This is a genomic window from Flavobacterium sp. (assembly GCF_036759525.1).
Classification (GTDB): domain Bacteria; phylum Bacteroidota; class Bacteroidia; order Flavobacteriales; family Flavobacteriaceae; genus Flavobacterium.
On record NZ_DAIOUN010000019.1, the window covers coordinates 1 to 13052 of the forward strand.

A 13052-nucleotide genomic window follows, 5' to 3' on the forward strand; every position below is an offset into this window, starting at 1 on the left:
GCATTAGTTACATGGTTATGCATATTACCAGTAATTTTTTATAAAATTTATTTAAATAATAATAAATCTTTTATTTACAATAAAGAATTCTTAGAATTGATTCAAGACGAAAGTAAAAAAAATATAACTGAAAAGGATTCTATTTTTATTAGATTAAAATCTGAGTTTAATTCATTAATAAATTCAGAAATTGCTAATATTGAATTACCTAATAATGATACCATTATCATTCATAAAAATTTTATTTTTTTATCACCTAGAAATATAGGAGGTGGTGGAATTATTCCAAAACCAAGAACATATATCAAAGTTTTTAATAGAGATACAGGCACTTTTATTCTTGAAATACAAAAGAAAAAGAATTTAAAAGAAAGTTGTAATTCATTTAAAAATTATATAGACTTAAAAAATAAAATCATTAATGACCCTAAAATAGGAATTAATTATTTTGATTTTTGGTGTTCTTCTATTATTGGATTTCGTGATAATTTAATTAATCCTTTAAGAGGATGGATAATTGTTTTGAATTTATTATTTATTGCTATATTATTCGTACCTCTTTGTAATTACATTCAAATTAAACTCTTCAAAGAAAAACAAGAAGATTAAAAATATTATCCTAATGTTTATCTTTTTAATAGCAAACTGCTCCATGAATATAGTTTTTTTTAATCATCAATATGGCTTTTGAATTGCGAGAAGTTGAAAAAGTTGTGTAGATTTGATTAAATGTATAAGTATTCCATTTTTATGAGTGAAAATCAACAAATAGAATTCAAGTTAAGTAAAACTAAGATAGTTTTATTGTTTTTTGGGTGTTTAATTTTCTGTATTCTTTCAATACTGTTTATTCTAAATCCTGACAAATTTACTAATTGGAGATATAGATCATCAACAATAGTTTTGATAGCTGGTATTTTAGGAGTAGTATTTTTTGGAATCTCTTTACTTTATTATGCAAGAAAGATATTTGATAAAAAACCGGGCTTAGTTATAAATGATAAAGGAATCTATGATAATGCAAGTGGAATTAGTGCTGGTCATATTCCTTGGAATGATATAGTGGAAATATCAGAAACAATTGTAGTTAATCAATCATTTATAAATATAGTTGTAAAGAATCCAGATGAATATATAAAAAGACAAAAGAACATCTTTAAAAGAAAATTAGTTCAAATCAATTATTCTTCTTTTGGAACAGCAATAGCAATTCCATCAGTCGCTTTAAACTGCGAATTCAACAAACTGAAAAGGATATTGCAACAAGAATTTGAAAAACATAAAATTTCTTAAGTCTACTTTGATAGCACATGCTCTGCGAATATCATTTTTCAATCACCAAAACAGCTTTTAATTTTTGTGAGCAATTGAAAAAGTTGTGTAGATTTGGGAGATTTACTATCAACTAGTTAAACTAAATAAATCATTATTGAAGTACAATTTTAATTTTATCTATTATTTTAAAGTAGTTATACATTTTAATTTGTTTGATATGGAAAATCAGAATCAAAAATAAAATGGGAATCATTGAAGCATTTTTAGAAACCTTATTTCAAGAGATTCTGTGGGGCTTAATCAAAAGATTAGGTTCATTCATTCGATGGCTTTTTCTGAGAAATAAATATTCTTATGATTTGATTTACAAACAAGATTGGAATGGTAGAGTTGGATTGTTGACAATCTGTTTGATAATTATACTCATCTTGGGTTTGTTTAAAGTTTAGTTTTAGTACAAATCCTGTTTACGAAACAATATTTTCATGCCACAAATTTCAAAATTCTCAATCTAAAGAACCTGAATTAATTCAAATCACTTGTGTATATTTGATAATTAGAGTTCTCACTACCAATAAAGCAACCTCTATGAGCACCATCACCTATTTAAAAGAAGTTCCGGTCATGAAGTATATTTTTGGAATTGTACTTTTATTAGCTGGATTAACTATTTTATTTACCACTAATCTTCTTTTTGGGGCTATCTTTTCCGTGTTGGGATTTGGCTTGGCTTTACGTGACGGTTCGCAAATCAATTTAGAAAATAAAACCTATCGAACCCTAAAATCAATTTTTGGAATACATTTTGGCAAATGGAAACCTTGTCCGGAATTTGAATATGTTTCTGTATTTAAAACAAAAGAAAGCCAGAGGGTAAATGTAGTAACCGCTACCACAACTTTTACAAATGAAATCATTGTATTAAATCTATTTTACCACAGGAATAAGCATATAACTTTTTATAAAACAGATAATAAAGATGATGCATTTAAAGTAGCCGAACATTTTAAATTAGCTTTAAATATTGATATTTTAGATGCTACCGAAAGTGAATCAAAATGGCTTTAAATCAATTATAAAAACTTTTATAATGAAAAAAAACTATCTTAAAATACTATTCCTAACCCTCATAACATTACCCTCAATGGCACAAAACAGTAGTCCTGAACAAATTGTTCAACAGAATTTAGATTATTATAACAACAGAGATATTGAAGGCTTTATGCGTTGTTTTAGTGAAGACATTGTGATTTACAGTTTCGATGATCCTAAAATTACCGCTAGCGGACTTGAGGAAGTGAGAAAACTGTACACCGCCCTATTTCAAAACTCGCCAAATTTGCATTCTACCATTGTAAACCGGATTGTATTTGACAACAAAGTTATTGACCACGAAAGCATAGTAGGCAGAAAAGGTTCTGCGGATATTTTAGAGTTAGTCCTGATTTACGAAGTGAAAAACGATAAAATTTATAAAATTACGGTGATTCGAAAATGAGTTTTGGGTTTCAGTTGTTTGTGAGTTAAAAGTGCTTTTAAAATATTTAAGCTAAAAGCATGGGGATGAGATTGTTCATAAAGATCTAGAAAAAATAAATTTGTAAACGATGTCTACTATTATCAAAACAAACTCCGAAAACAAAGCTTTTCAACAATTAGTCATTGAACTCGATAAAGAATTGGCCATTAGAGATGGTGACGAACATGCCTTTTATGATCAATTCAATAAAATTACAACCATTAAACATGTGATTGTAGTTTTTGAAAAAGAGATAGCAGTAGGTTGTGGAGCTTTGAAAGAATATGATGCAAACACAATGGAAATCAAACGCATGTATGTGCCTATACATAAAAGAGGTCAAGGTATAGCTTCTATGGTATTACAAGAATTAGAACGTTGGGCTAAAGAATTGGGGTATTCCAAATGTATTTTAGAAACCGGTGTCAATCAACCCGAGGCAATTGGGTTGTATAAAAAAAATAGGTACACAATTATTCCCAATTACGCACAATACGCCGAAATGGAAAATAGTGTTTGTTTTGAAAAGGTATTATAATTTTGAATTAGATTAATTGTAATTGTTGCAAAAAAATTTGTTTTTATTGGATTTACTTTTCAAAAGTGTTCGTTTTAATATCAAATTAATCACAAAGAGCACGAAGATTTTTGATTTTTCACAAAAATCCGTTGATGCACTAAAATTCAACTTGAAACCTGAAACAAGCCTGAAAAGCGACTGGCGAAAAATCTATACAAAAAAAGCAACCCGTTTCCGAGTTGCTTTTTAGGGTAAATCAGGTTTTTGGAATTATTTCACATCAAAACGATCTGCATTCATGATTTTTACCCAAGCATTTACAAAGTCGCGAGCGAATTTTTCTTTGTTATCATCTTGGGCATACACTTCTGCATACGCTCTTAATATCGAGTTAGAACCAAATACTAAGTCCACACGCGTTGCGGTCCACTTGGTAGCTCCGGTTTTGCGGTCCACAATGTTATATAGGTTTTCACCAACCGGTTTCCAACTGTAGCTCATGTCGGTTAAGTTCACAAAGAAATCATTGGATAGAACGCCTTCGTTGTGGGTGAAAACCCCGTACTTGGTTCCGGCATAGTTGGTGCCTAACACACGCATTCCGCCTAAAAGAACCGTCATTTCCGGTGCAGTTAAACCTAACAATTGAGCTTTGTCTAACATCATTTCTTCCGGAGCAACAATGTAATCTTTTTTCAGGAAGTTACGGAAAGCATCGTGCAATGGCTCAAGATCAGCAAATGATTTCACGTCGGTCATTTCTTGTGACGCATCACCACGACCGGGAGTAAAAGGAACCGTGATGTTGAAACCACCGTCTTTGGCTGCTTGTTCAATGGCAGCAGAACCACCCAGCACAATCAAGTCAGCCAAGCTTACTTTTTTAGCCAATCCAGATTGAATTTGGGTTAAAGTGTTGATTACTTTTTGCAAACGACCGGGCTCATTTCCAACCCAATCTTTTTGAGGAGCTAAACGAATGCGTGCACCGTTGGCACCCCCTCTAAAGTCAGATCCACGGAACGTTCTGGCACTGTCCCAAGCCGTATTGATTAAATCAGCTCTCGTTAAACCGGAGTTTAGTAATTTTGATTTTAATTCTTCAATTTCTGAAGCAGATAAGGTATAATCAACGGTTGGTACCGGATCTTGCCAAATTAAATCTTCTGCCGGAACATCGGCTCCAAGGTAGCGTGATTTTGGTCCTAAATCTCTATGTGTTAATTTGAACCATGCTCTGGCAAATACATCGCGGAAATACGCCGGGTCTTGTTGGAAACGCTCTGATATTTTGCGGTATTCCGGATCGATTTTTAAGGCCATATCCGCATCTGTCATAATCGGGTTTCTGCGAACAGATGGATTATGAGCATCAATTGGCATGTCTTCTTCAGCTATGTTAATGGGTTCGTATTGCCATGCACCGGCCGGACTTTTCTTTAATTCCCAATCGTATTTGAATAATAAATGGAAATATTCATCGTCAAAAACCGTAGGATGAGTGGTCCACGCTCCTTCTAAACCGGAAGTAACCGTGTCGCCCCCATTTCCATTCCCTTTGGGATTCATCCAACCAAAACCTTGGTCTTTAATATCCCCACCTTCCGGACTTTCGCCTAAAACTGAGGCATCACCGTTTCCGTGGGCTTTTCCAACCGTATGACCCCCAGCGGTTAAGGCCACGGTTTCTTCATCATTCATAGCCATACGTTCAAAAGTAACACGCATATCGTGAGCCGTTTTTAATGGGTCAGGTTTTCCGTCTACTCCTTCCGGATTCACATAGATTAATCCCATCATCACCGCAGCTAAAGGATTTTCCAGGTCTCTTTCACCTGAATAGCGGCTTCCTTCACTTCCGGTTGGAGCCAACCATTCTTTTTCAGACCCCCAGTAAATATCTTTTTCAGGATGCCAAATGTCTTCTCTACCTCCGGCAAATCCAAATGTTTTGAATCCCATTGATTCGTATGCCATATTACCGGCTAAAATCATTAAATCGGCCCAAGAAATTTTGTTTCCGTATTTTTTCTTTATGGGCCACAATAAACGACGAGCTTTGTCTAAGTTCCCGTTATCCGGCCAGCTGTTCAAAGGAGCAAAACGAAGGTTTCCGGTATTGGCTCCTCCTCTACCATCTGCCACGCGATAGGTACCCGCAGCATGCCATGCCATACGAATCATCAAACCACCATAGTGCCCCCAATCGGCAGGCCACCATGATTGGCTATCGGTCATTAGGTTTTTCAAATCTTGTTTTAAAGCTTCTAAATCTAATTTTTTGAATTCTTCTGCATAGTCAAAATCTTCCCCAAGTGGATTGGTCTTTTTGTCATGTTGATGTAAAATATCTAAGTTTAATGACTTAGGCCACCATTCCATAACCGATTGGTTGGCGTTGGAGTTGGCTCCATGCATTACCGGACATTTTCCGGATGCAGTGGGAGATGGTGTAGCTTCATTTCCCATCGCTTGATGATGATGAGGGCATTTTCCTTCAGTTGAATTGTTCATAAGTAATTAATTTGTTATTTATTATTTGTTTGTTAAACGCTTTTAGAATGTTTTCTAAATTTAGGAAAAAAAAAGTAAACTCAAATAAACAGTAACAGTATTAGCAATAAAATAACAATTTCATTACCAAAAGAGCTAGATACTCGTTTCTTTTTTCAGAACACTAAAATATTACATAAAATTCTATTATAAATACATTTGCAATAGATTGTATCTATAATCAAATTGAAAAGTCATACCTTTAGATTGAAAAGAGTCGAATTAACATGAAGAGACAAACCATACAAGAGGGATAAAAATTCCCAAACAAAATCATAAAATAGAGCGACCTCAAAAAAAATAAAGTAATATTGTAGTAAAATCAATTATCCATGACTCATCGCCTACACCTAATGTTTTTATTGGTTACCTTAATTGGTCAAGCCCAAAATTTTACAAAACGTGATTCACTTCAAGGCAGCTTACGTTCAGAACGAACGGCTTTTGATGTACTGCGTTATGATTTGAATATAACAATTAATCCCGATAATCGTAGTATAACAGGACACAATGCTATAACATTTAAATGGATAACTAAGTCAAATAAAATCCAATTGGATTTGTTTGAAAATATGCAAGTAGATAGTATTGTTTTTGGTCAAAAAAAATTAAACTACAATCGAGAATTTGATGCAGTATTTATTGATATAACCCCTGAAATACAAAATACAGCTGAAGTTACTTTACTTTTTTACTATTCCGGAGTACCAAAAGAAGCCAAACGAGCCCCTTGGGACGGTGGATTTGTATGGAAGAAAGATGGTAACGGAAAAGATTTTATTGGAGTTGCCGTTCAAGGAACCGGAGCCAGTTTATGGTATCCGGTAAAAGACCATCAAACGGATGAACCGGATAGAGGAGCATCGGTGAAAGTAGCGGTTCCCAACGGACTGATGAATGTTTCCAATGGCCGTTTTATGGGAAAAGAAGATTTGAAAAACGGTTACACACGTTGGGATTGGGAAGTAAAGAGTCCGATAAACAATTACAATATAGTGATTAACGTAGCCGATTATGTTCATATTCATGACCAGCATAACGGTTTGGATTTGGATTATTATGTTTTGCGTGAAAACGAAGCCAAAGCTCGCCAACATTTTGAGGAAGTAAAACCAATGATGGATTGTTTTCAATCGAAATTTGGTACGTATCCTTTCACCGAGGATGGTTTTAAATTGGTTGAAACCCCCTATTTAGGTATGGAACACCAAAGTGCTGTTGCCTACGGAAATAAATACCTCAAAGGTTATATGGGAAATGATATGACCGGTACCGGCGTAGGACTACTTTTTGATTACATCACCATTCATGAAACCGGACATGAATGGTTTGGGAACAGTATCACTTCAAAAGACATTGCCGACATGTGGATTCACGAAAGTTTTACAACTTATTCCGAATCGGTTTTTGTGGAATGTCAATTTGGATATGAAAAAGCAATGACGTACATCAACGGTCAAAAACGAATGGTTGGAAACAGAAAACCGATTATCGGACAGTTTGGGGTAAATTTTAAAACCGGAAATTCGGATATGTATTATAAAGGAGCATTAATGCTCAATACTATCCGACATATAATTAATGATGATACTAAATGGTGGGCCATGCTCCGAAAATATGCGGAAACGTTTCGTCATCAAATCATAGAAACAAAAGATGTCGTAGAATTTTTCACAAAGGAATCCAAATTAAATTTAGCTCCCATTTTCAATCAGTATCTAAATTTCACTAACCTACCGGAATTGGAAATACGTGTTGTAAAAAAGAAGGTAGAAGCCCGATGGAATACAAATGTTTCCGCTTTTGAAATGCCCATAGACTATTTTTCTAATGGAACAAATACACGAATATTAGTTAACAATGACTGGGTAAAATTACCAAATACCTCTTCAGTTGAGGATGTTCAAGTTGATTTAACAAAAATGTTGATTACTTTGAAAAAGTAGTACTTATGCAACCTATCAATATCTAAAAAATTCATTAAAAAAAAGAAACCTGACTGATAAAAATGTTGATTACTGTAAAGAAGTTATTCTATTACAACCCAACAGTATTAAAAGAATTCAATTTAAAAAAAACAAACCAGACAGGTTTTAAAAACCTGTCTGGTTTAGGATATACAATCCAAAAACTTTAACTCATAAACTTTCCTAACGTATCTTTTCGCACTATTTTTCCGGTTGGCGTTTCTTCAAAGTGCTTTACAAAATGTATTTCTTTGGGCTTTTCATATTTGTCAAGACATTCAAATAAATCTTTATCCAATTCCATCGTTTCACCTTCTACAATCAAAACCAATTTTTCACCCAAAACCGGATCGGGTCGTCCGGTAACAAAGTAACGTCGGGGAATTTTTTTAGCTAGTTTTTCTTCTATTTGTTCCGGAATCAATTTAATTCCGCCACTATTAATTACATTATCAAATCGACCCAACCAAATAAACTGATTTTCCGAAACCATTTCAACAATATCATTGGTTTCTATAATCGCATCTGAAATGAATGGAGCTTTGATTAACAAACAATTATGTTCGTCTTGTGAAAGCATTACATGCGGAAAAACTGTAAACGCAGACTCACCAACTCTTTTGGCGGCTATATGTGTGATGGTTTCTGTCATTCCATAGGTTTCGTAAATTTCAGACTTAATTTGTACCAATTTTTCTTCAAGTGGTTTGGTAATCTTGGCTCCTCCAATAATTATTTTTCGTACTCTATGCAAAAGATCTAGAGAATATTGAGCTTGCATTGGAACCAAAGCTGTAAAATCGTAATCGTGTTCTATCCGATCCAGCGGATGTGAGCTTGGAGCTACAAAATCTATTTCTAAACCTAAAATAAACCCCCTGATAAACATCATTTTTCCGGCTACATAACGAACCGGTAAACAATGTAAAACTTTGTCACCGGGTTTCAAATCAAAGAAATTCCCCGTTGCCAATGCCGATTCTACCATGGCCTGTTTGCTTACTCGTATTAATTTGGGTATCCCGGTGGAACCGGATGTATTTATTTCCAAATACGGTTTGTCGTCAAACCAATCCAATAAAAAATCACCTACCGGTTTTTCAAAATCTTCTCCTTCCTTAATAAAGCTGTAGGCTACTCTACATAAGTCTTCCCGATTGAGATGGAAACCATTTAATTTAAATCGGTTATGAACATTTTGATAAGAAATTGTAGTGGTCATATAAATAGATTTGAATATTTTATTAGTAATTTGCTGGAGGTAAGGTACCCATTAGTTTTTGTTTCCAATGCGACCATTTGTATTTTCTACCAAAAATAAACAAAAGTATTGGAAATAAAACGAGAACAGGAAGTAAAACATCATAATGAGCCGAAGGTTCTGAAATATCTTTGTAAACCGAAGGCGTTTGCAATGCCGTCCAATCAGCGGTTACCAAAAGAGCACCAACAATATTATTAGAGGCATGAAAACCCAAGGCCAACTCCAAACCTTCATCCAATAATGTAATCATTCCTAAAAAAAAACCGGTTCCTATATAATAAACCATTATCACTAAACCCATTTTTCCTACCTCAGGATTAGACAGATGCATCAAACCAAAAAAAACAGAAGTCAAAACCAAAGGTATCCCTCTGTTTTTGACCAAAACTCCAATACCCTGCATGAGGTAACCTCGAAATAAATATTCTTCAAAACTGGTTTGAAGCGGTAATAATAGCAAAGCCAATACAACAAATACTCCAAATTTGATGGGGTTCAATTGAAACACAAAATTTTCAGGGCTGGTCCAAACGGAAACCATTATAAAAAATGCTGAAACAGAACCCCAAAGAATGAAGGAAAATAAAATCCGGTGCCAATCTACTTTTTCACGAGAAGTTGTTAAACTTCGAATAGATTGTTGATGGATAAACTTCACCCAAAAAAAGAGAAACAAACAAGCAATTGAAAGTGGTGCAACAACAAAAACGAAGGTTAAATTTTGGCCAAACTGTTCAATTAAAACTTGATAGGCCTCTTCTACTCCCTCTTTTTGTGTCGCAAAACTATTAAATGCAATTAAACCTATAAAAAGTAACGGAATGGGAATGTAGGGCAAAAAAGTAAATTTCTTGGTGTTGAGTTGCTCAATATACATATCGAAAAATTTTATCTTCAAATATAGTTTTTAGTTGAGAAACTGTTACCATTTTTTTAACTAATTTTAAGTTGAAAAAGTGTTCTTTTGCAACAAAAAAACAAACTATGATTGAAATTTTACACAACCCACGGTGCGGAAAATCTAGAGAGGGAAAAGCCATTTTGGATGAATTGGGAAAAGAATACGAGATTGTCAATTATTTAAAAGAACCCATATCTGAATCAAAACTAGAAGAAATATTAAAGAAGTTGAAATGTTCTGCCCAAGCTATTATTCGTACCAAAGAACCGCTTTGGATTACTCAATACAAGGATAAAAACCTTTCTGAAAAGCAACTCATTCAGATTCTTTTAGAAAATCCTATACTAATAGAACGTCCTATAGTTATCACAGATTCCAAGGCTATAGTAGGTAGACCTCCCGTATTAATCAAAACCTTATTTTAATTTTTATTCGGAATCATTTAACAATAATTTGGGATTTTTCGGATAAACCATAACCTAATTTTGCTGTCCAAGCTTAATAAAACCAATCTTTTATAACTAATGAAAAAAATTAGCTATGCTCTATTACTCATCCTATTGAGTTTCAATTCAGTTTTTGCGCAAGTAAGACAAACACCCCCAAAAATTACAATTACCGGAAAAGTAATTGATAAATCCAGTTCACAACCCTTAGAATATGCTACTATTGTTTTTCAAAGTACTCGCAGACCCGAAATGGTAACGGGAGGAATTACAGATAGCAAAGGAGAATTTTCAATTGAAATTAATGCCGGTAGTTATGATGTTCGCGTTGAATTTATTTCGTTTAAAACGATTGAATTTAAAAATCAGAACTTACAAAAAAATACCAACCTAGGTACTATTGCACTTGTTGATGATGCTACGCAACTAGATGGTGTAGAACTTCGTGCCGAACGCTCTACAGTTGAAATAAAACTGGATAAAAGAGTATACAATGTTGGCCAAGACATGATGGTAAAAGGCGGAACGGTAAGCGATGTTCTTGATAATGTTCCATCCGTTTCTGTAGACGTTGAAGGAAATGTTAGCCTTCGCGGAAATGAAAGTGTTCGTATTTTAATTGATGGAAGACCCTCAAATGCTATCAATATTAACGATGCGTTGCGATTGATTCCGGCAGATGCTATAGACAAAGTAGAGGTAATTACCAATCCTTCTGCACGTTATGATGCTGAAGGAGGTGGCGGAATTATCAATATTATCCTTAAAAAAGGAAAAAATCAAGGATTAAACGGCGTTATAACCGGTACTGTAGGTGACCCCAGAAACTATGGATTGACCGGAAATATCAATTACAAATCCGAAAATTTTAACGTTTTTTCTACGCTAGGATATAGCGATAGAAACAGTCCCGGAAATTCGTTAACCAACTCTGAATACTTTGATAATAATGGAAATACCACCAATTTTATTAACGAAAGAAGAAAAAACGAACGATTAAGAGAAGGTTTCAACGGTAGTTTTGGTGCCGAATGGTTTCTGGATAAAACCACAACTTGGACCAACACCGTTTCCTATCGCAGAGACAGCGGAGCCAATCCGGATGAGGTTTTGTTCTTTGATTTTGATGCCAACAGAAACTTTTTAGGTACTCGCCTCCGTTTTAATGATCAATTTAGCTCTGGTGAAAATGTGGAGTATGCAACCAATTTAATCAAAAAATTCAAAAAAGACGGACACCAATTATCGGTAGATTTCTCTACTTCATTTAACAAAGACGACAGCAATTCATTCATTTTTGATATTGATGATCAAACTACCGAAAATGTTCAGAGACAATCCCGAAATTTAGCACAATTGGATTACGTTCTCCCATTAACCGAAAACTCACGTTTTGAAGCCGGATACAGAGGAGATTTTACAAAAGTATTAACCGACTTTGAGGTTTTTACTGATATAGGTTCAACCGGAAATTTTACATTAGATACTAACCTCTCCAATGTATTTGAATACAAAGAATATGTAAATGCTTTTTATACCCAATTTGGCTCTAAAATCAATAAGTTCTCCTATTTATTTGGATTGCGTTGGGAAGATTCAAATATTGGTGTGAATCTCATCTCGGGTGACAACTACAACACGAAACGATACAACAACTTCTTTCCGAGTGCCTTCTTTGCCTATGAAATATCAGACAAAAGTAATGTTACTTTAAGTTACAGTCGGAGAATTCAACGTCCTAGAGGTCGTTTCTTAAATCCAACAGCCAATATTTCCAGTAATATTAATATTTTCCAAGGTAATCCCGATTTAGATCCGGCCATGACTCATGCCATTGATTTAGGCTATTTAAAAAGATGGAATAAGCTTACTTTTAATACCTCAGCTTATATTAACAAAACAGATGATGTTTTTCAATTTATTCGTCGAGAATCAGGTGAAATATTTGAAAATTGGATAGATGAAAACAATAATGCTATTGTAGACCCAGGAGAAGTGACTCAAATTCCAATTATTTTAAGCGGACCCATTAACTTGGCAACAGAATACCGTTTTGGTTTTGAATTTACTTTGAACTATACACCCTACAAATGGTGGCGTTTAAACGGAAACTTCAATTTTTTCCGTAATGAATTAAAAGGTAATTACAATTATACCAATTTTCAGGGTGATCCGGTTTCAATCAATTTGGATAACGTAGCTACCAGTTGGTTTGCTCGAATCAACTCCAAAATAACCCTACCCTATAAAATCGATTGGCAAACCAATGCTACTTACAATGCCCCTCAAACCAATGCACAAGGTAGAAGCTTAGGAGTTATTAGTGCCAACCTAGCATTTAGTAAAGATATTTTGAAAGAAAAGGGAACATTGGCATTAAATGTTAGTGACGTTTTTAATTCCCGTAAAAGAATTATGGAAACCAACCTTAGAAATGTTAGTTCATATAGTGAAATGCAATGGAGAGTACGTCAAATAAATCTAACATTCACATACCGTTTCAACAAAGCGAAGAACGAAAAAGAAAGAATGCCCAGAAGAGAAGGCGGGGATGATGGAGATTTTATGGGAAGACCATAAAAAAAGGGACGCAAATGCGTCCCTTTT

The 13052-nt window shown here is 34.3% G+C and carries 12 protein-coding genes; 9 read left to right on the top strand and 3 right to left on the bottom strand.

Annotated features, from left to right (window positions below):
- From V7M80_RS11225 to V7M80_RS11250, 6 genes are all read left to right on the top strand, one after another.
- Positions 1–609: hypothetical protein (locus tag V7M80_RS11225; protein WP_333696167.1), on the top strand; the 609-nt coding region annotated here is incomplete at its 5' end.
- A gap of 141 nt (positions 610–750) precedes the next feature.
- On the top strand, positions 751–1293 hold the full coding sequence (locus V7M80_RS11230) for an STM3941 family protein (protein ID WP_333696168.1): 543 nt from the start codon (positions 751–753) through the stop codon (positions 1291–1293).
- Positions 1294–1517: 224 nt separating this feature from the next.
- Entirely contained in the window at positions 1518–1724 is a 207-nt protein-coding gene (locus tag V7M80_RS11235; protein ID WP_333696169.1) for a hypothetical protein, read from the top strand.
- A gap of 139 nt (positions 1725–1863) precedes the next feature.
- The gene (locus tag V7M80_RS11240; RefSeq protein WP_333696171.1) at positions 1864–2343 is read left to right on the top strand and encodes a hypothetical protein; all 480 of its coding nucleotides are present in this window, start codon (positions 1864–1866) and stop codon (positions 2341–2343) included.
- 22 nt (positions 2344–2365) lie between these two features.
- Positions 2366–2773, top strand: a complete 408-nt coding sequence (locus V7M80_RS11245; RefSeq protein ID WP_333696172.1) for a nuclear transport factor 2 family protein — start codon at positions 2366–2368, stop codon at positions 2771–2773.
- A 109-nt stretch (positions 2774–2882) separates the two neighbouring features.
- Positions 2883–3332 carry a GNAT family N-acetyltransferase gene (locus tag V7M80_RS11250; protein WP_333696174.1) on the top strand — a complete coding sequence of 150 codons (450 nt, stop codon included), beginning with the start codon at positions 2883–2885 and terminating at the stop codon, positions 3330–3332.
- A gap of 252 nt (positions 3333–3584) precedes the next feature.
- Here V7M80_RS11250 and katG read toward each other — a convergent pair whose 3' ends face one another.
- Complete coding sequence (gene katG / locus V7M80_RS11255; protein ID WP_442902349.1) at positions 3585–5783, bottom strand: catalase/peroxidase HPI; 2199 nt, start codon at positions 5781–5783, stop codon at positions 3585–3587.
- Positions 5784–6199: 416 nt separating this feature from the next.
- Here katG and V7M80_RS11260 point away from each other — a divergent pair, with 416 nt between their 5' ends.
- Positions 6200–7813: a M1 family metallopeptidase gene (locus V7M80_RS11260; RefSeq protein ID WP_333696176.1), complete on the top strand. Its 1614-nt coding sequence runs from the start codon at positions 6200–6202 to the stop codon at positions 7811–7813.
- Positions 7814–8000: 187 nt separating this feature from the next.
- Here the strand turns inward: V7M80_RS11260 and V7M80_RS11265 are convergent, their stop codons facing one another.
- The gene (locus V7M80_RS11265; RefSeq protein WP_333696177.1) at positions 8001–9056 is read right to left on the bottom strand and encodes an AMP-binding protein; all 1056 of its coding nucleotides are present in this window, start codon (positions 9054–9056) and stop codon (positions 8001–8003) included.
- Positions 9057–9078: 22 nt separating this feature from the next.
- Entirely contained in the window at positions 9079–9975 is an 897-nt protein-coding gene (locus V7M80_RS11270) for a CPBP family intramembrane glutamic endopeptidase (protein ID WP_333696179.1), read from the bottom strand.
- 107 nt (positions 9976–10082) lie between these two features.
- Between V7M80_RS11270 and arsC the strand changes: the two genes are divergently transcribed.
- Together arsC and V7M80_RS11280 are read left to right on the top strand one after the other, a co-directional pair.
- Complete coding sequence (gene arsC, locus V7M80_RS11275; protein ID WP_333696181.1) at positions 10083–10424, top strand: arsenate reductase (glutaredoxin); 342 nt, start codon at positions 10083–10085, stop codon at positions 10422–10424.
- 99 nt (positions 10425–10523) lie between these two features.
- Positions 10524–13025, top strand: a complete 2502-nt coding sequence (locus tag V7M80_RS11280) for an outer membrane beta-barrel family protein (RefSeq protein ID WP_333696182.1) — start codon at positions 10524–10526, stop codon at positions 13023–13025.
- The last annotated feature ends 27 nt before the right edge of the window (positions 13026–13052 follow it).